21 protein-coding genes are annotated in these 18393 nt (G+C 68.1%); 13 read left to right on the top strand and 8 right to left on the bottom strand.

The window, feature by feature from the left end:
• Nucleotides 1–46 precede the first annotated feature (46 nt).
• From QE389_RS11250 to QE389_RS11235, 4 genes are read right to left on the bottom strand one after another with little or no spacing between them, the layout of a single operon-like run.
• Nucleotides 47–451 carry a helix-turn-helix domain-containing protein gene (locus QE389_RS11250; RefSeq protein WP_307367322.1) on the bottom strand — a complete coding sequence of 135 codons (405 nt, stop codon included), beginning with the start codon at nucleotides 449–451 and terminating at the stop codon, nucleotides 47–49.
• Nucleotides 452–496: 45 nt separating this feature from the next.
• On the bottom strand, nucleotides 497–1084 hold the full coding sequence (locus QE389_RS11245) for a helix-turn-helix transcriptional regulator (RefSeq protein ID WP_307367320.1): 588 nt from the start codon (nucleotides 1082–1084) through the stop codon (nucleotides 497–499).
• Between the two features lie 56 nt (nucleotides 1085–1140).
• Nucleotides 1141–1698, bottom strand: coding sequence for a NifU family protein (locus QE389_RS11240; RefSeq protein ID WP_307367318.1), 558 nt, complete (start codon nucleotides 1696–1698; stop codon nucleotides 1141–1143).
• A 52-nt stretch (nucleotides 1699–1750) separates the two neighbouring features.
• The gene (locus tag QE389_RS11235) at nucleotides 1751–3310 is read right to left on the bottom strand and encodes a helicase HerA-like domain-containing protein (RefSeq protein ID WP_307367316.1); all 1560 of its coding nucleotides are present in this window, start codon (nucleotides 3308–3310) and stop codon (nucleotides 1751–1753) included.
• Nucleotides 3311–3407: 97 nt separating this feature from the next.
• On the opposite strand from QE389_RS11235, the gene QE389_RS11230 reads away from it, so the two are divergent.
• Entirely contained in the window at nucleotides 3408–4559 is a 1152-nt protein-coding gene (locus QE389_RS11230) for an AI-2E family transporter (RefSeq protein WP_307367314.1), read from the top strand.
• 31 nt (nucleotides 4560–4590) lie between these two features.
• Here QE389_RS11230 and obgE read toward each other — a convergent pair whose 3' ends face one another.
• Nucleotides 4591–5637, bottom strand: a complete 1047-nt coding sequence (gene obgE, locus QE389_RS11225; protein WP_307367312.1) for a GTPase ObgE — start codon at nucleotides 5635–5637, stop codon at nucleotides 4591–4593.
• 50 nt (nucleotides 5638–5687) lie between these two features.
• Nucleotides 5688–5990, bottom strand: a complete 303-nt coding sequence (locus QE389_RS11220; RefSeq protein WP_307367310.1) for an energy transducer TonB — start codon at nucleotides 5988–5990, stop codon at nucleotides 5688–5690.
• A 137-nt stretch (nucleotides 5991–6127) separates the two neighbouring features.
• Here QE389_RS11220 and QE389_RS11215 point away from each other — a divergent pair, with 137 nt between their 5' ends.
• The 4 genes from QE389_RS11215 (at nucleotide 6128) to QE389_RS11200 (ending at nucleotide 8698) form a co-directional block, all read left to right on the top strand.
• Nucleotides 6128–6562: a hypothetical protein gene (locus QE389_RS11215; RefSeq protein WP_307367309.1), complete on the top strand. Its 435-nt coding sequence runs from the start codon at nucleotides 6128–6130 to the stop codon at nucleotides 6560–6562.
• A 78-nt stretch (nucleotides 6563–6640) separates the two neighbouring features.
• A complete protein-coding gene (locus tag QE389_RS11210; RefSeq protein ID WP_307367307.1) occupies nucleotides 6641–7243 on the top strand; it encodes a hypothetical protein in 603 nt (200 codons plus the stop codon).
• Nucleotides 7244–7341: 98 nt separating this feature from the next.
• Nucleotides 7342–7974, top strand: a complete 633-nt coding sequence (locus QE389_RS11205) for a LysE family translocator (protein WP_307367305.1) — start codon at nucleotides 7342–7344, stop codon at nucleotides 7972–7974.
• A gap of 160 nt (nucleotides 7975–8134) precedes the next feature.
• A complete protein-coding gene (locus QE389_RS11200) occupies nucleotides 8135–8698 on the top strand; it encodes a hypothetical protein (protein WP_307367303.1) in 564 nt (187 codons plus the stop codon).
• 98 nt (nucleotides 8699–8796) lie between these two features.
• On the opposite strand, the gene QE389_RS11195 is transcribed toward QE389_RS11200, so the two are convergent.
• Nucleotides 8797–9564 carry a DUF6065 family protein gene (locus QE389_RS11195; protein ID WP_307367301.1) on the bottom strand — a complete coding sequence of 256 codons (768 nt, stop codon included), beginning with the start codon at nucleotides 9562–9564 and terminating at the stop codon, nucleotides 8797–8799.
• A 37-nt stretch (nucleotides 9565–9601) separates the two neighbouring features.
• Between QE389_RS11195 and QE389_RS11190 the strand changes: the two genes are divergently transcribed.
• Complete coding sequence (locus QE389_RS11190) at nucleotides 9602–10114, top strand: prolyl-tRNA synthetase associated domain-containing protein (RefSeq protein ID WP_307367299.1); 513 nt, start codon at nucleotides 9602–9604, stop codon at nucleotides 10112–10114.
• Nucleotides 10115–10226: 112 nt separating this feature from the next.
• Here QE389_RS11190 and QE389_RS11185 read toward each other — a convergent pair whose 3' ends face one another.
• Nucleotides 10227–10685, bottom strand: a complete 459-nt coding sequence (locus QE389_RS11185) for a helix-turn-helix domain-containing protein (protein ID WP_307367297.1) — start codon at nucleotides 10683–10685, stop codon at nucleotides 10227–10229.
• 69 nt (nucleotides 10686–10754) lie between these two features.
• Here QE389_RS11185 and QE389_RS11180 point away from each other — a divergent pair, with 69 nt between their 5' ends.
• The 7 genes from QE389_RS11180 (at nucleotide 10755) to QE389_RS11150 (ending at nucleotide 18384) form a co-directional block, all read left to right on the top strand.
• Nucleotides 10755–11699: an aromatic alcohol reductase gene (locus QE389_RS11180; RefSeq protein WP_307367294.1), complete on the top strand. Its 945-nt coding sequence runs from the start codon at nucleotides 10755–10757 to the stop codon at nucleotides 11697–11699.
• 297 nt (nucleotides 11700–11996) lie between these two features.
• A complete protein-coding gene (gene trxA / locus QE389_RS11175; protein ID WP_307367292.1) occupies nucleotides 11997–12914 on the top strand; it encodes a thioredoxin in 918 nt (305 codons plus the stop codon).
• A gap of 132 nt (nucleotides 12915–13046) precedes the next feature.
• The gene (locus QE389_RS11170) at nucleotides 13047–13703 is read left to right on the top strand and encodes an LON peptidase substrate-binding domain-containing protein (RefSeq protein WP_307367290.1); all 657 of its coding nucleotides are present in this window, start codon (nucleotides 13047–13049) and stop codon (nucleotides 13701–13703) included.
• A 132-nt stretch (nucleotides 13704–13835) separates the two neighbouring features.
• On the top strand, nucleotides 13836–14030 hold the full coding sequence (locus tag QE389_RS11165; RefSeq protein WP_307367288.1) for a Trm112 family protein: 195 nt from the start codon (nucleotides 13836–13838) through the stop codon (nucleotides 14028–14030).
• A 90-nt stretch (nucleotides 14031–14120) separates the two neighbouring features.
• The gene (gene gshB / locus QE389_RS11160; protein WP_307367286.1) at nucleotides 14121–15077 is read left to right on the top strand and encodes a glutathione synthase; all 957 of its coding nucleotides are present in this window, start codon (nucleotides 14121–14123) and stop codon (nucleotides 15075–15077) included.
• 60 nt (nucleotides 15078–15137) lie between these two features.
• Nucleotides 15138–16742: a YifB family Mg chelatase-like AAA ATPase gene (locus QE389_RS11155; protein WP_307367283.1), complete on the top strand. Its 1605-nt coding sequence runs from the start codon at nucleotides 15138–15140 to the stop codon at nucleotides 16740–16742.
• Nucleotides 16743–16830: 88 nt separating this feature from the next.
• A complete protein-coding gene (locus tag QE389_RS11150; RefSeq protein ID WP_307367281.1) occupies nucleotides 16831–18384 on the top strand; it encodes a response regulator in 1554 nt (517 codons plus the stop codon).
• Nucleotides 18385–18393 lie beyond the last annotated feature (9 nt).

Here is an 18393-nt window from a genome sequence, read left to right as displayed (position 1 = left end):
ACAGAGGGGGAAACCGCCGCGTCCGCCTCGGGCCGTCAGGCGGCGGTCAGGCAGCCGCCAGGGCGCTGACCAGACGGCTCAGGGCCTGGCGCACGGCGTGATCCTGAATCCGGGAAAAGCCCAGGGCCAGGGAGCGTCCTTCGGGCGTCGCGGCGAGGGCGCGCATGACCGAGACCTCGCCCGTCTCGACCGCCCCCGCTTCGACGGGGAAAAAGGCGCTGATCGGCAGGTCCAGCGCCAGGGCCAGGCTGTGCAGACGCGCGGCCGAGATGCGGTTGCGCCCGCCCTCGTACTTCTGGACCTGCTGACAGCTGACGCCGATCCGGTCGGCCAAGGCCGTCTGCGACAGACCCAGCGCGATCCGCCGCGCGGCGATGCGTTCGCCGACCGCCACATCCACCGCATCGACTGATCGGGGCGTCCTGGGCGGCGGGGCGGAAGGCTTGTCCATGGCCCCTACCTTCCACAACCTAACCGGGCATGCAACCATTTCGTTTCATTCGTCGCGCCGGGCGATGATGGCGGACATGCGAACGATCCGGCCGTGGGGCAGGATTTCGCGCCGATCCAGCGCCCCGGCCCCGCGCAGACGGACCCCATCCGTCTGATCGCCGTCGAACAGCCGGATCATGAGGTCTCCGTCCGTCGTCTCGACGACGCAGCCCTGACCCGGACGCGGCGCCTGGCCCGGCCGATAGTCCACGATGACTCCCGCTCCGGCCCAGGGCGCCAGATGGTCGTCGGTCAGGCGCAGGCTGGGGATTTCGGACGAGGCGGATGCGCCGTCGAAGCCGCGTCCCTTGCTCTCGACGCCCTGCGGCGTCCGCTCGGCGGGCGGCGGGGCGATGCGGGCCGCCGTCAGGGCCAGAATTTCAGGCGTGGAATCCAGGGCGGCGGTCAGGCGGCGCTGCACGTCGGGGCGGAACAGGCCGGGGCGACGTCCCGATTCGTAAAGACCCCAGCCCTGGCTGGTCATGTCCAGCCGCGCGCCCGCCTCGGCCTGAGACAGGCCGCGTTCTCGGCGCAAGACGGCCAGGGCCTCCCCGAGGCGAATAACTTCTGGGTCAGGAACGAAGCGAGCCATCAACTTAAGATGGCGCCCGACCGCGCGTCTGGCGAGGCGGAAAACCGCGCCGGGCGTCAGATCGTCTGTTCGACCCGCGTCACTTCGGGAACATAGTGGCGCATCATCTGCTCCACCCCGGCCTTCAGCGTCGCCGAGGACGACGGACAGCCCGAACAGGCCCCGCGCATCCGCAGCGACAGGACGCCGCTCTCCTCGTCGAAGGAATCGAACAGGATGTCGCCGCCGTCCTGGGCCACGGCGGGGCGGATGCGGCTATCCAGCAGGGCCTTGATCTCGGCCACGATCTCGCTGTCGTCCTCGGCGTGATCGGCTGAACCCTGGCCTTCGCGCGTCAGCGGCTGGCCCGAGACGAAATGGTCCATGATGACGCCCAGCACCGCCGGCTTCATCGCGCTCCAGTCCGGACCCTGATCCTGGCGCGTCACCGAGACATAGTCGGCGCCGAAGAAGACGCCATCGACGCCTTCGATTTCGAACAGCGCTTCCGCGAGGGGAGACGCGGTCGCCTCGTCGATGGTGCGGTACTCCAGCGCTGCGTGGGGCGAAACCTCGCGGCCCGGCAGGAACTTCAACGCATTGGGATTCGGCGTAGGTTCGGTCTGGATGAACATGGGCGGGAGATGCGCCGTCCCTTGCCCAGTTGCAAGGGGCGGCGGCCGATCCCTAGCGCCGCTTCAACCCGCCCAGCACGCCGCGCAGCAGTTCGCGGGTCAGGGTCGAGCCGGCCGTCCGCAGCACCGACTTGGTCAGGGCCTCGATCGGCGTCTCGCGGGTGGAACGGCGCGGGGCGGCGGGGGCGCGAGCGATGCGCGTCTGTTCCTTGGCCTCTTCCTTCGCCTGGGCGGCCGCGGCCCTGGCGTCCAGCCTGGCCTGGACCTCGGCGGCCTTGGCGGCGTCGGCCCGAGCCTTGGCGTCGGCGGCGGCCTGGTCGCTGGCGGCGTGGCGGGCCGCCAGGATTTCCTCGGCGGATTCGCGGTTCACCGCCTGCTCGTAGACGCCGCGCACGGGGCTGGCGGCCATGACGGCCGCGCGCTCCGCGTCGGTCGCCGGGCCCAAACGCGAGTCGGGCGGACGGATCTTCGTGCGGGCCACCACGGTCGGGGCGCCCTTCTCGTCCAGCAGCGAGACCAGGGCCTCGCCCACGCCCAGGGCCTGGATCGCCTCGGCCGTGTCGAAGGCCGGATTTGCGCGGAAGCTCTGCGATGCGGCCCGAAGACCCTTCTGATCCGAGGGGGTGTAGGCGCGCAAGGCGTGCTGCACCCGGTTGCCTAGCTGGGCCAGGACGGTGTCGGGAATGTCGGCCGGATTCTGGGTCACGAAATAGACGCCGACTCCCTTGGAGCGGATCAGGCGCACCACCTGTTCCACCTTTTCGAGCAGGGCCTTGGGTGCGTCGTTGAACAGCAGGTGCGCCTCGTCGAAGAAGAAGACCAGACGCGGCTTGTCGGGATCGCCGACCTCGGGCAGTTGCTCGAACAGCTCGGACAGCAGCCACAGCAGGAAGGCCGCATACAGGCGCGGGCTGTTCATCAGGCGGGTGGAATCCAGCACATTGACCTGGCCCCGGCCGTCCAGACCGACGCGGATCATGTCCTCCAGCCGCAGGGCCGGTTCGCCGAAGAAGGCGTCGCCGCCCTGCTGCTCCAGCTGCAGCAGGGCGCGCTGGATGGCGGCGATGGAGGCGGGGGCGACGTTGCCGACCTCTCGCCCGATGCGCTCGGCGTTCTCGCCCACATAGACCAGCAGGCTGCGCAGATCGCCCAGGTCCAGCAGCAACAGACCCTCCTTGTCCGCGACGTGGAAGGCGACCGTCAGCACGCCCTCCTGAACCTCGTTCAAGTTCAGCATCCGCGCCAGCAGCACGGGCCCGATCTCTGACACCGTGGTGCGGATCGGATGCCCCTTCTGGCCGTACAGGTCCCAGAAGACGGTCGGGGCCGCGCGCGGCGTCAGGGTCAGGCCCATCTCGGCGGCGCGGGCCAGCAGCTTGTCGTTGGGCGTTCCCGGCTGGCAGACGCCCGACAGGTCGCCCTTAACGTCCGAACAGAAGACCGGCACCCCGGCGTCCGAAAAACCCTGGGCCATGATCTGCAGGGTGACGGTCTTGCCCGTGCCCGTGGCGCCGGCGACGACACCGTGGCGATTGGCCCGGTTGAACAGAAGGGTCTCTGGCGCGTTGGCGTCGGACTGGCCGATGAACAGGCCGGTGGGGGTGTCGGACATGCCGGTCTCCGCAAGCGTGGCGATCAAGCTCTAGAGCATGACGGCGACGCCCGGAACAGCGATTGACGCGCTCGTCGCTCAAGCCGAAGACAAGACAATGAAAAGCGCCATCGTCACCCCGCCCGAAACCGCGTCGCGCAACGCCCTGGCCGTCGTCGCCACCGTCGCCGCCGGGGCCGCCGTCTATTGGCTGCGGGACATTCTGACGCCCCTGGCGATGGCGATCTTCCTTCTGATCATGATCGACGGGGTCAAGCGCAGCATCGAGACGCGCACCCCCCTGCCGCGCCGCTGGGCCGGGATCGCGGCCCTGACCCTGGTGGTCCTGGGCTTCTTCGCCTCCATCGGCATCATCGTGAACGGAGCGGCCGGCTTCTTCGGCCAGGCGTCGGGCGTCTCGGCCAACATCGGCCCGCGCATCGACCAGATCATCCGCGACGTCTTCGGCCTGTTCCACCTGGCCAATCCGCCCAAGGCCCAGGACCTGATCAACAGCATCGACATTCGGGGCTATCTGGCCGCCACCGCCATGCAGGTGCAGGGCGTGGTCTCCAGCGCCTTCTTCGTCCTGATCTATCTGGGCTTCCTCCTGGCCTCGCAGATGGGGTTCCAGCGCAAGATCGTCGCCATGTTCCCCAACACCGCCCACCGCAACGAGGCCGTGGCGGTGTTCAAGCGCGTGCGCGGCGGGGTGGAGGGCTATCTGTGGGTCCAGGCGGTGACAGGGGTCATGATCTGCGCCGCCGCCTGGCTGCTGATGCGGGCGGTCGGGCTTCAGAACGCCGAGTTCTGGACCTTCGTCATCTTCATCGTCGGCTTCATCCCGGTGCTGGGCGGGGCGGTCGCCGGCCTGGCCCCGCCGCTGTTCGCCCTTGTCCAGTTCGAAAGCTACTGGCCCGCCGCCATCCTGCTGGTAGGCTTGCAGATCATTCTGTTCGTGGTCGGCAACTTCGTCCAGCCGCGCATGCAGGGCGACAACCAGAACATCGACCCGGTGGTCGTCCTGCTGGCCCTGGCCTTCTGGGGCAAGCTTTGGGGCGTGGTCGGCATGTTCCTGTCCACTCCGCTGGCGGTCATGGCCATGGCCGTCCTGGCCGAGTTCAAGGGCTCTCGCTGGATGGCGGTGCTGCTGTCGGGCGACGGCGAACCCTATGCCGACGAGGGCAAGACCAAGGCCAAGCCGCCGCCCTCGAAACCGCGCCGCAGGGCCGCGGCCACGACCGAAGCCGGCGCCGAGGCGACAGGCTAGGGCCGCCTCAGGCTCTCAGACTTTCCGGGCCTCAGGGTCGCCAGCCGCTGATCTGGTCGGCGGCGCCTTCGCCGGCCAAGGCTCCGCGCGTCTTCTTGACCTCGGCCCAGGCGGCGCGCAGCAGGCTGGCCACGCCTTCGCCCGAGACGCCGGAGACCAGCATGGGCCGGCGGCCGGCGACGGCCTCCAGCTCGGCGGCCTTTTCTTCGCGCATCTGGGGCGTCAGGGCGTCGATCTTGTTCAGGGCCAGGATCTCGGCCTTGTCGGCCAGGCCCTCGCCATAGGCCTCCAGTTCGCCGCGGATGATGCGATAGGCCTCGGCCACGTCGTCCTGGGTTCCGTCGATCAGATGGATCAGGCTGGCCGAACGCTCGACATGGCCCAGAAAACGCGTGCCCAGCCCCGCTCCGTCGCTGGCGCCTTCGATCAGGCCGGGGATGTCGGCGATGACGAAGCGTTCGGTCGGTGACAGGTCCACCATCCCCAGGTTTGGCGTCAGGGTGGTGAAGGGATAGTCGGCGATCTTGGGCTTGGCGGCGCTCGCCGCCGACAGGAAGGTGGACTTGCCCGCATTGGGCAGGCCCGCCAGCCCGATGTCCGCGATCAGCTTCAGCCGCAGCCAGATCCACCGCTCTTGGCCTTCCTGGCCCGGATTGGCGTGGGTGGGCGCCTGGTTGACCGGCCCCTTGAACCGGGTGTTGCCCCAGCCGCCGTTACCGCCCTTCAGCAGCAGTTCGGTCTTGCCGGCCGTGTCCATGTCCAGAAGGACCGTCTCCTTGTCCTCGTCCAGCACCTGGGTGCCGACCGGCACCTTCAGGACCACATCCTCGCCCTTGCCGCCGTGCATCTGGCGGCCCTGGCCGTGGTGGCCCGTCTGGGCCTTGAAATGCTGCTGATAGCGATAGTCGATCAGGGTGTTCAGCCCCTCGACCGCCTCGATCCAGACGTCGCCGCCGCGCCCGCCGTCGCCGCCGTCCGGCCCGCCGTTGGGAATGAATTTCTCGCGTCGGAACGACACGGAGCCCGCGCCGCCGTTGCCCGAACGGATGTAGATCTTGGCTTGGTCGAGGAACTTCATCGCGGGCTTATGCCAAAAGACGGCGGCGAATTACAGGCGCGAGCGTCGGTTCAGCGCGTGTGGAAGTTCAGCCTGACCTCGCGCGGTCCCGGCTGGTCGATTTGCGCCTGCCCCATGCGTACGCCGCGCAGGGCTTCACGACCAAAGCCAAGCCCCGGCGGCGTCTCGGAAACGACGATGCAATTGATCGCCCGTCCCTGCGCATTGAACGCGCACCGAAGCACGACGACGCCGGAAGCGCCCGCCTCCAGGGCCTTGGGCGGCATCTCGATCCTGGGCGGATCAATCCAGACTACAGGCGGTGGGGCGGGTGCGGCCTGAATCACGGCTGCGGCGAAGAGAGCGATCAACATAGCCGAAAGCTAGCATCGCTTGATCGTGATGCAACCTTGGCGAAGCGCCCGATTCTCGTCCGTGACGGAGGGGCGCCGACTGCTATAGTGGGGTCATTGCGTTTCCGGCCATACCGGCTGGCGCCCGGAGTGTTCCCATGCGTCTTCTGTGTTCCGTCGCGGCCGTCGCCGCCCTGGTCGTCGCGGCCCCCGCCGTGGCCCAGACCGCCGCCCCGCCCGCCGCCGCCGCGCCCGCCCCTGCGGCCGAGAATCCCGCTGAGGCCGCCTTCGAGGCCAAGGCCGAGGCCTTCGGCCGGACGATGGAGGCCATGGCCGGCGAAATGCGCGCCGCCCTGGCCCAGACCGACAAGACCAAGGCCAAGGCCGATCTGGACGCCATCGAAACCAAGTATCAGCCCCAGGTCGACGCCTTCGCCGCCGAGGTCGAAACCTTCGCCGTCAGCAGCGGACAGGCGACCGCCGAACAGGTCGCGCCGGCGATTCAGCAGATCAAGGGAATCCCCGCAGACGCGCGCGCCAAGATCGAGGCCGCCTCGGCCGCCGGCGCCGCCCAGCCGACGACGCCGCAGTAAGGCCGCCTTACCGCGATTTCACTTGAGGCCGGGCGGCCTTGGGTCGAGTTTGCGCGGGTCGTCAACGGGAGCTCTCCCATGATCCGCCTGCTCAGCCTGACCGCCGCCCTGGCCCTTCTGCCCCTGTCTTCCGCCCTGGCCCAGGATGGAGCCGCGCCCGCCGGTGCGGCCGAGGCCCGGCTGGACGCCGCCGCCCAGGCATTCGAGGCGCGCATGGAAGAGTTCGGCAAGCGCGCCGAGGCCCTTTCCGAAGACGAAAGCCTCAGCGAAGCCGAACGCGGCCGCCGCGTCGCCGCCCTGTGGGCCGAGTATCAGCCCGACGTGACCGCCTTCACCGCCCAGGCGACCCAGCACGCGGGCGAAGTCGCCGCCCAGGCGCTACAGGACATCGACGTGGAGGCCCTCGTGCAGGACGCCCTCAACGACCCCGAGGTCAAACAGGCCATGGCCGACGGCATGGCGCACGGCGTGGTCGCCGGCGAGGGCATCGTCCGCAACAGCGCCTGGACCAATCCCGACAAGGACCAGATGGAAACCTACGGCCTGATCGCCCAGTACGCCCTGGACCAGGCCGCCGACGCGGTGGAGGACCGGGTCGAAGCGACGGAGGCGATGGAAGCGCCCGAGGCCCCCGAACAGCCCGAGGCTCCGACACCGCCGCCCGCCCCGCGCCGGCCCTGAGGGCGACGGTCGCCTGAGCGACGCCTGAGCGACGCTTTTACCTTGGCGCTTGCCCCTGGCGCTTGACCTAGGGACGAGGGGACGCGACACCGCGCCGCATGCACGCCCTGCCCGTCGATCCGCACCTCTACTCCACCTTCCTCGGCGTGATGGCGGTCATGGCCGTGACACCCGGCCCGGCCAATCTGTTCGCCGTCGCCACGGGGATGGAGAAGGGCCGCGCCTCGGCCCTGGTCGGGGTGCTGGGCATGAACGCCGCCACCCTAGTCTGGTTCGGAGCCGCCGCCCTGGGGCTGGCCGCCCTGGTCAAGGCCTTCCCCGCCGCCTTCAAGGTCATCGCCGTCCTGGGCGCCGTCTATGTCGCCTGGCTGGGGATCAAGGCCCTGCGCGGCGCCTTCGCCACGGCCGCCCAGCCCGATCACGTCGTGGTCAGGAAGGGCCGCAGCGCCTTCGCCGACGGTTTCGCCGTGCAGATCGCCAATCCCAAGGCCATCCTGTTCTTCACCGCCGTCCTGCCGCCGTTCGTGGACGTGTCGCGCCCGGTCGCGCCGCAGTTGGCCCTGTTCGCCCTCGCCGCCATCGGCATGGACATGGTGTCGATGAGCACCTACGCCCTGTCCGGCGCCGCCCTGTCACGACGCATGCAGCGGCCGCGCTTTCGTCGCGGGTTCGGCGTGGTCGTGGGCCTTCTCCTGATGACCGCCGCCGTCCTGATCGTCCTGCGTCTTTAGACGCCCGATCATTTTGGACGGAATCGCATAGCGGTTACTTCTCGACGGATCAGGCTCTGGACGGAGTCTCGCGCCGCCTTAGATTGGCTTTGAACTTCGCCGTTCATGCACCGTTCAGCCGTCAGCGCGCCCTATAGGGCGCTCAAGGAGTCGTCGTTCAATGAAAGTCCTCCCCCTCAAGACCCTGGCCGTGACCATGGTGGCCGGTCTGGCGCTGGCCGCCTGCGCGACCGCCACACCCTACCAACCCGCCGGCTTCAATGGCCAGCGCGGCGGCTATGCCGAACAGCGGCTGGAGACCAACCGCTATCGCGTGACCTTCGCCGGCAACTCCGTCACCTCGCGCGAACAGGTGGAGATGTCGCTGTTGCTGCGCTCGGCCGAAGTGACGGTCGAAAGCGGTTATGACTGGTTCGCCACCGTCAATCGCGCGACCGAGCGGGACACCCGCTACGTCACCACGCCCGATCCCTTCTACGGACCCTATTCCAGCTTCTATGGCCCCTACTGGGGTCCGTCGTGGCGCTACTATCGCGGCGGCTTCTGGAGCCCGTGGGACCGCTGGGGTCCGCGCGACTTCGACACGCGCCAGATCGACCGCTACGAGGCCAGCGCCGAGATCGTCATGGGGCGCGGTCCGAAGCCGGCCGGTGATCCCAACGCCTTCGACGCGCGCGAAGTCGTTCAGAACCTAGGCCCCCGCGTGACGCGCCCCGGCGCCTAGGACGTCGCTCCGCCAGGTTTCAATCCTGCGTCGTTCCGGCCTGCGTCATTCCGGGGTCTCGGCTTCGCTCAGCCCCGGAATGACGTGAGGTTTGAAGGTCAGCCTACGCGCGGCGCTTTCAGCCGGCGCTTGTTGGAGTGGGTGGCCGGGGCCGCGCCCAGTTCCTCGGGCAGTTCGCCCTTGAAGTAAAACCGCTGCCACGCCTCCTTGGCCGCGTCGGGGTCGCCGCCGGCCAGGCGCTGGTTGAAGTCGGTGCGGGCGCGGTTCCAGGCTTCGAACTGGCCCTTCATGGTCGGGTTGGATTCCAGGGTGCGGATGATCGGCTGGAACTGCTCGACCTTCTTGTGCTCGATCAGATTGATGAAGCAGAAGGGCTCGCCCTTCTCGAAGGTGATCCGTCCCGGTCGGGTGAAGATCCAGTTCATCGTGAAGGGGAAGGGCAGCCAGTCCGTCTCGATCAGGCCGACCAGCGGCTGGATGCCGTCCTTCACATGGTTGGGCGACCCCGAACACATCATCCCCCAGCCGGGCGGCGTGCGGAACAGATATTGCGGATGCATGGTCAGCACCCCGCGCGAGAAGTGCGAGGTGACGAAATGGTCCAGGTCGTGCTGGGGCCGATCCGGCGTGATGACGATGTCTTCCTGACGCGGGCCGCCATTCCACTCGGCCGAGAAGCCGAATGGGCACAGGATTTCCCACCCCGTGGTGTTGGCCATGTTCAGCGGCAGGCACCGATAAGGGTGCCGACTGATGAAGGCGTCCATCCAGTTGCGCGACTGGCGGCCGGGCACCAAATCCGGCGGCCGGGCCGTCATCGGATAGCATTCCAGTTCCAGCGGGCGTGTCTTGACGGTATCGACCATGGACGTTTCCTAACGCCCGAAACCCGACGGCTCAACCATGACTGACGCACCCGCTTTCGACCGTGAGACCCTGACCGCCTGGCTGAAGGCGAACGGCGTCGATCACGTCACCCACGACCACCCGGCCGTCTTTCGCGTCGAGGAAGGGCTGGACCTCAAGGCCGACCTGCCGGGCGCCCACACCAAGAACCTGTTCCTGAAGGATCACAAGGGCCGGCTGTGGCTGATCTCGGCGCGTCAGGACACGGTCATCGACCTGAAGCGCGCCGCCGTCGTCATGGGCTCAGGCCGCCTGTCGTTCGGCGCCGAGAGCCTGATGTGGGAGACCTTGGGCGTCCGCCCCGGCTCGGTCACGGCGCTGGGACTGATCAACGACATCGAGCGCCGCGTGACCTTCGTGGTGGACCAGCGCCTGTGGGACGCCGACATCGTCAACTTCCACCCCCTGACCAATACGGCGACGACGGCGCTGGACCAGACGGCGTTCCGGCGGGTGCTGGGGTTGCTGGGGCGAGAGCCGTTAGTGTTGAATTTCGAGGCGTTGGGTTGATCCAAAGCGTTATTGGGATCACCCAACCTGCACTTGCGATGTCAGCCTTGAGCCGGGAAGCTCATGACTTTGTTCGACCCACTGCGGACCTTTGACTCCGAGATTTTGACTGTCAGGTCTGTTCTGACGTCAGCCCTTCGCTTGTTTCCTCCTGCCTCTCGTCGAAGGCCAGGCGGACTCGTCGAAAACTTTCTGCGTTCTCGACGATCCATGTCCAGAGCGGCACCATTCGAGCTAGCAGCTCAAAGCCCGTCTCTGACAACCGATATTCGACCCTAGGCGGCACCTCTTCAAAATCATGACGGATGACCAGTCCGTCGCGCTCAAGCAGCCGCAAGGTTCGGGTCAGCATCCGCTGAGTGACGCCATGCATGCGTCTGCCGATGTCCGCGTGCCGCAGTTGACCATAGACGCCGAGGGTGTGGACCACACCGAGCGACCATCGACTACCTGCGTGCGCTAGGATCTCTCGGCGGAGTCCGTCGTCGTCGTCGCGCAAGCCGTCACAAACCGCCTGCGAATATAGGAGAAGCTCGTCACGGTTAAGCGGGTCGAACGCAGTATCACCCATGTGCCTTCTTTCGCTGATGTCGAGCGATCGCCAGATCATCGCCGCAACGAACTCTAAGAGGCGTGATCGATGACTGATGCAACTTCAACCGTGAAATCCCGAAACATCCTGGTGCTGGGCGCCGGTGAACTGGGCATGCCGGTCCTGCGTAATCTGGCGCGCCGTGCGAAGGCGATAGATGGAACGAAGATCAGTGTGCTGCTTCGCTCCAGCGCCGTCACATCTGCTGATCCGGGCAAGGCGCGCGACGTCGCCGAGCTGCGCGATCTCGGCATCGAGATTGTCATTGGCGATCTGGTGAAGAGCTCAGTCGATGAGTTGGCCGAGGTGTTTTCCGGCTATGACACGGTGATCGGGTGCGCCGGATATGCCGCGGGCGTGAACACGCCCATGAAGCTCGCAAAGGCCGCGCTCCAGGCCGGAATTCCCCGATACTTCCCATGGCAGTTCGGGGTCGATTTCGAAGCCATCGGGCGCGGCGGCCCGCAGGACATTTTCGACGCACAGTTGGACGTCCGGGAACTGCTGCGGTCGCAGAACAAGACCGAATGGGTCGTGATCTCGACCGGCATGTTCATGAGCTACCTGTTCGAACCCGAGTTCGGGGTGGTCGATCTGCAAAACAGCGCCGTCCACGCCTTGGGCAGCCTCGACACCCAAGTGACGCTCACAACGCCTGACGACATCGGCGTGCTGACCGCCGAGATCGTGTTTTTCGAACCCACAATTCGGAACGAAATCGTCTTCCTCGCCGGAGACACCGTGAGCTACGGGGACGTCGCCGACAAGCTGGAGGTCGCGCTTGGTCGTTCCTTCAGCCGATCGGAATGGACCGTGCCCTTCTTGATGGATGAGTTAGCTCAGGATCCGCAGAACATGATGCGCAAATATCGCGCTGCCTTCGCCATCGGCCGGGGTGTGGCTTGGAGCAAGGACGGCACGTTCAACCACAAACACGGCATCCCGGTCACGAATGTGGCGTCGTGGATCTACGCAAACCTTCGAAAGGATTGAGATCTCCTGACCCTGACAGTGGAGTTGGATGGCTGCTCAAAACGGCCGTCCGCTCTCCACCCTTATCAGAAGCCCCCAACGTCAGCTTGACGATCAGCGCCGCCGCCCCATCTCGTAACCGACGGTCGATGCATCGGACGAGCGGCGGGGGGATTTCGCACTATTCAGACGATTCAGACGGTGTTTTTCGCGACCACCGTCTGAAATCCCGGCGCAACCAAATCGCCGCTTGATGCCGACGCATCCCGACGCCATCTGAACCGTTGAACCTGACCGATCTCTGCGCGGACCTCGCCCATGACCCTGCTCGACCCGACCCTGCCCCCCGACGCCGCCGGCGACCTGATCAAGGAAGGCACGGACGCCTCCTTCATGGCCGACGTCATCGAGGCGTCCAAGCACCAACCGGTCATCGTCGACTTCTGGGCCACCTGGTGCGGGCCGTGCCGGACCCTGGGGCCTGCGCTGGAGAAGGCCGTGCGCGCCGCCAAGGGGGCGGTGAAGATGGTCAAGATCGATGTGGACGCCAACCCGGCCTATGCGGGCCAGTTGCGGGTGCAGTCGATCCCGACGGTCTACGCCTTCGTCAACGGCCAGCCGGTCGACGGCTTCCAGGGCGCCATTCCCGACAGTCAGATCAAGGCCTTCATCGACAAGCTGACCGGCGGTCAGGGCGGCTCGACCGAAACGGCGCAACTGCTGGAGTTGGGCGAGGAATCGCTGGGCCTGAACGACTTTGGCGGCGCGGCCCAGGCGTTCGCCCACGTCCTGTCGATCGAGCCGGAGAATGAAAAGGCCATCGCCGGCATGGCGCGGGTCTATCTGGCGGGCGGGGACCCCGAGCAGGCGGCCCAGACCATCGCCATGGCGCCGCAGGATTCCAAGGAGCCGACGGTGCAGAGCGTGCGCGCCCAGCTGGCCCTGGCGTCCAAGGCCCCCACTGGCGATCTGGCGGGCGCCTCGGCCGAGCTTGAGGCCAAGGTCGCCGCCGATCCGAACGATCATCAGGCGCGCTTCGACCTGGCGGAGGCCCAGAGCGCGGCCGGCGACTTCAAGGGCGCGGTCGACAATCTGTTGGCCATCGTCCAGGCCGACCGCGAGTGGAACGATCAGGCAGCGCGCAAACAGTTGCTGGTCATCTTCGAAGCGGCGGGCCTGAGTTCCGACGTGTCCAAGGATGGACGCCGGCGCCTGTCGTCGATCCTGTTCTCTTAGGGAGCGCGAAGCGCGACAAGCTGTTAGACACGGCCTCAATCCGCCCAAGAACCTCAAGCCGCGCGAAGCGCGATAGGCCAAGGACGACGGCCTCAAGTAGCGCGAAGCGCGATAGGCCAAAGGAAAGACTTCATGCCGCAAGCCTATGTGAAGGCCTCCGATCTGCCGCAGGTGATCCCGGTCTTTCCGCTGTCGGGGGTCATTCTGCTGGCGCGCGGCCAGCTGCCGCTGAACGTGTTCGAGCCCCGCTATCTGAACATGGTGGACGACGCCATGGCGGGCGACCGGCTGATCGGCCTGGTTCAACCGACGGGCGGGACGCGCGCCTTGCCTGGCCTGTCGCCGGTCGGCTGCGCCGGGCGCATCACCAGTTTTGCGGAGACGTCCGACGGCCGCTATCTGATCACCCTGACGGGGATTTCGCGCTTCCGCATCGCCGCCGAACTGCCGTCCAAGGCGCCCTATCGCCAGGTGAGGGCGGCGTTCGAGGATTACGCCGCCGACCTGGCCTCTCCGGTCGAGGAGCCCGACTTCGACCGGGACGGTTTCCTGGACGCCCTGCGCGGCTATCTGGCCCACCGCGCCATGGACATCGACTGGGACACGGCAGAGAGCGCGCCGATGGAGGCCCTGGTCAACAGCCTGTCCATGGCCCTGCCGTTCGAACCGGCCGAGAAACAGGCGCTTCTGGAGGCGAACGGCCTGATGGATCGCGCCCAGGCCCTGACGGCCCTGCTGCGCATCGACGCCGCCGACGGCGGCGACGGCGACGCCCCGCCTATCCAGTAGCGCGGTGCGCACCCTCGCAGCAGCCTGAAGCGACGCCAGCGCGACAGCCCAAACAATGGCCTCAAGTAGCGCGAAGCGCGGTAGGCCGCTAAGGACTCCCTCAACTAGCGACAGCGCGATAGGCCCAGAACAATGAGCGACGCCTTCAACACCCCGGTCTCTGTCGATCCCCGCCTTCTGGAGGTGCTGGTCTGTCCCGTCACGCGCGGCAAGCTGACCTATGACCGCGAGGCCGGCGAACTGGTCTCGGCCGGCGCCAAACTGGCCTATCCGATCCGCGAGGGCGTGCCGATCATGCTGGTCGAGGAAGCGCGCCCCCTGGACTGATCCAGGCCCCCATCCCACCCTCAACCAGGGCCCAGGCGCCGCGCGCCCACCGGGCCTCAAGCAGCATCACGCGCGATAGGCCCAATAAAAATGACCCTCAGAGTCGCCCTCCAGATGGACCCGATCGAGGCGGTGAACATCGCCTCGGACACCACCTTCCTGATGGCCGAGACGGCTCAGGCGCGCGGGCACCGGCTGTGGGTCTATGACTTCCGCACCCTGGCGCTGGAGGAGGGCCGTCTGTACTGCCGCGCCCGGCCCGTGACCCTACGGCGGCTGGTCGGCGACCATGTGACCTTCGGCGAGGAGACGCGGCTGGACCTGGGCCGCGACGTGGACGTGATCCTGATGCGTCAGGACCCGCCGTTCGACATGGCCTATGTCACCGCCACCTATCTGCTGGAGACGGTCCATCCGCAGACGCTGGTGGTCAACGACCCGGCCGAAGTGCGTTCGGCGCCCGAGAAGCTCTTGGTCACGCGCTTTCCCGATTTGACGCCGCCGACCCTGATCACCTCCGATCCCGTCCAGCTCAGCGCCTTCCATCGCCGTCACGGCGAGGTGGTGCTGAAGCCCCTGCACGGCGCCGCCGGTTCGGGGGTGGTGCGGCTGAAGGCGGACGATCCGAACCTGGACGCCCTGATCGAAATCCACGCGGCCGGATCGCGCGATCCGCTGGTGATCCAGAAATTCCTGCCCGCCGTGTCCAAGGGCGACAAACGCATTCTGCTGGTCGATGGCGAGCCCGTGGGCGCGATCAACCGCATTCCGGCCAAGGATCAGGTCCGCTCCAACCTTAGGGTCGGGGGCACGGCCGCCCCGGTCGAGCTGACGCCGCGCGATCTGGAGATCTGCGCCGCCATCGGTCCGACGCTGAAGGCGCGGGGTCTGATCTTCGTCGGCATCGACGTGATCGGCGACTGGATGACCGAAATCAACGTCACCTCGCCCACCGGCGCCCAACAGCTGAAACAGTTCACGGGGATCGACGCCACGGCCGCGATGTGGGACGTGATCGAAAAGAACCGCGCCGCACAGGTTGCGTGAACACGACTTGAATTAGATTTCGGTTCGTGTTTTGTTCCTCGCCACGACGGAGAGGAACATATGGTCGCGCGGGTCGTCACAGTCGCCTTCGACGGAGTGGAAGCCCGGCGCGTGGACGTGGAGGTCCAACTGGTCGGCAGCGACGGACCGACCGTGTTCAACATCGTCGGCCTGCCGGACAAGGCCGTGGCCGAAAGCAAGGAGCGGGTGCGCGGCGCCTTCGCCGGCATCGGTCTGGCCCTGCCCGCCAAGCGGATCATCGCCAATCTGGCGCCGGCCGACCTGCCCAAGGAGGGCAGCCATTTCGACCTGCCCATCGCCCTGGCCCTGATGGCGGCCATGGGGGTGATCGCCCCTGACGCCCTGGACGGCTGGGCCGCCATCGGCGAGCTGGGCCTGGACGGCCAGATCGCGCGGGTGGGCGGCGCCCTGCCCGCCGCCGTCGCCGCCGACGCCATGGGTCTGGGCCTGATCTGTCCCGAGGCTACGGGGCCGGAGGCCGCCTGGGCCGGCGGCGCGCGCATTCTGGCCCCGCGTTCGCTGATCGGCCTGGTCAACCATTTCAAGGGCGCGCAGGTCCTGCGCGCGCCCGAACCCGGCCCCCTGGCCGACGGCGGCGCCGTGCCGGACCTGCGCGAGGTCAAGGGCCAGGAGAGCGCCAAGCGGGCGCTGGAGATCGCGGCGGCCGGGGGCCACAATCTGCTGTTCATCGGGCCGCCGGGATCGGGCAAGTCGATGATGGCGCAACGCCTGCCGGGCCTGCTGCCGCCCCTGACCTCGCAGGAGCTGTTGGAGACCTCCATGGTCTGGTCGATCGCCGGCCTGATCGAGCGCGGCGCCCTGACGCGCGACCGGCCGTTCCGTAGCCCTCACCACTCCGCCTCCATGGCGGCCCTGACCGGCGGCGGCCTGCGCGCCAAGCCGGGCGAGGCGTCCCTGGCCCACAATGGCGTGCTTTTCCTGGACGAACTGCCCGAATACTCGGCCCAGGCCCTGGATTCGCTGCGCGCACCCCTGGAGACGGGGGAGATCGTGGTGGCCCGCGCCAACGCCCACATCCGCTATCCGGCGCGGTTCCAGCTGGTGGCGGCCATGAACCCGTGCCGCTGCGGCGTGGGCGGAGCCGGACGCGGCGCCTGCGGCAAGGCGCCCCGCTGCCAGCGCGACTATCAGAACCGGGTGTCCGGCCCGATGTTCGACCGCATCGACCTGACGGTGGATACGCCGCCCGTCACCGCCGCCGACATGACCCTGCCGCCGCCGGCCGAGGGCACAGCCGAGGCCAGGGATCGCGTCGCCCAGGCCCGCGCCCTGCAGGAGGATCGGGCGCGCGAAGCAGGGCTGGAAGCGAGCCAGGGTCTGAACGCCCGCATCGGCGGGGCGGCCTTGGACCGTTTCGCCACCCCGGACGAGGCCGGACGAATGCTGCTGATGCGGGCGGGCGAGGCCGGGGGGCTGACGGCGCGCGGCTGGACCCGCACACTGCGCCTGGCGCGCACCATCGCCGATCTGGACGGCTCCACCGGCGTGTTGCGCCGCCATGTGGCCGAGGCCTTGATCTATCGCCGCGCCACGGTCGGCGCCCAGGCGGAGTTCGACCGCCGCGGCGCCGCCTTCGGCGTGGGGAAGACCGGCCCGGCGCAGGCGCCCTTCCTCTCCAACTGATCTCCAACCGATCCGGTGAAGTCGAACAGCGGGGGACCAATCCTTAACCCGCACCGCCTAGACTGCGCCCAGGACGGAGACAGGCGGCATGGCGCGACGCGCGGCGAAACGGATCGAGGATCAGGCGGCTTCAGGGTCGGCGGCGAGCGCGGCCGATCCGTCCCAACAGTTCTTGCGACTGATGAGCCATGAGATGCGCACGCCGCTGAACGGTGTCGTCGGCATGATCAATTTGTTGGAGCGCACCCGGCTGGACGGCGCCCAGCGCGCCTATGCCGAGGCCGCGCGCCAGTCGGCCGAACATCTGCTGGGCCTGGTCAACGACCTCCTAGATTACGCGCGGCTGGAGGCGGGTTCTCTGGAATTCGACCTGACGCCCGTCGATCCCGAACATCTGGTGCGCGGCGTCGCCGAACTGCTCAGCCCCCGCGCCCACGACAAGGGACTGGAGATGGCGTGGTCGGTGGCCGCCGACGTGCCGCGAATTCTGGCCGACGAGGGGCGGTTGCGCCAGGTCCTGTTCAACCTGGCCGGCAACGCGGTGAAGTTCACCGAGACCGGCGGGGTCCGCATAGCGGTCGAACGGGCGGGCGGCGAAGCCGGTCCCGACCAGGTTCGCCTGTCCTTCATCGTCGACGACACCGGCCCCGGCGTCGCGCCCGAGGCGCGCGAGCGCATCTTCGAGGAGTTCGGCCATGCCGATTCCTCGGACGCCGTGCGCTATGACGGCGCCGGTCTGGGGCTGGCGGTGGTCCGCAAGCTGGCCACAGCAATGGAAGGCACGGTCAGGATCGAGGATCGACCCGGCCGGGGGCGCGGCGCCCGTTTTCGCTTCGAGGCCGCCTTCCCCGCCCTGGCCGGGTTCGAGGTCCCCCGGTCGGAGCTGGCCGGCCTGGCCGTGGCGGTCCAGTCGCCCGACCCGTTCGTCCGGTCGGCGGCGGCCGATCAGATCCGGACGTCAGGCGGCAAGGTCTCCTGTTCCGCCCCGATCATTCTGGTCGATCATGCAGCGGCCCCGCCCGGCCAGACTCTGGCCGCCCTGCCCGAGACGGGCCGCGCCATCGTCCTGCTGAAACCGTCCGAGCGAGACCTGATCGCCCGCTATCGCGTCGCTGGCGCTCACGGCTATCTGATCAAGCCCCTGCGCCGCGCCTCCCTGGTCGAGCGGGTTCGGGCCGCCGCCGGGGCCGTCCACAGCCAGGCCAAGGCCGCGCCGGCCCGCCCGCCCCTGGACGACCGCGTCGCCCCGGCGCGGTTCGCCGGAACGCGCGTCCTGCTGGTCGAAGACAATCCGGTCGGCGCCCTGCTGGCGCGCACCCTGTTGCGCCGCGAGGGCTGCGTCGTCGAAACGGCCGCCACCGGCGTCGAGGCGGTCGAGGCCCTCCAGCGCGCACGCTACGATCTGGTCTTCATGGATATGCGCATGCCGGGCATGGATGGGCCGGCCGCCGCGCGCGCGATCCGCGCCGCCGGCGACGTCACCCCCATCGTCGCCCTGACCGCCAACGCCTTCGCCGAGGACCGTCGCACCTGTCTCGAAGCCGGGATGAACGACCACCTGACAAAGCCGTTGGACGCCGCCTCACTGCGCACCGCGCTGGCCCGCTGGACGAAGCGCGACATCCGCGCCAAGGTCGGCTGAGATTCAGGC

This window comes from Brevundimonas sp. SORGH_AS_0993 (assembly GCF_030818545.1).
GTDB lineage: Bacteria > Pseudomonadota > Alphaproteobacteria > Caulobacterales > Caulobacteraceae > Brevundimonas.
The sequence above is the reverse complement of the archived record's forward strand: the minus strand, read 5'-3'. Positions and strand labels throughout refer to the sequence as shown.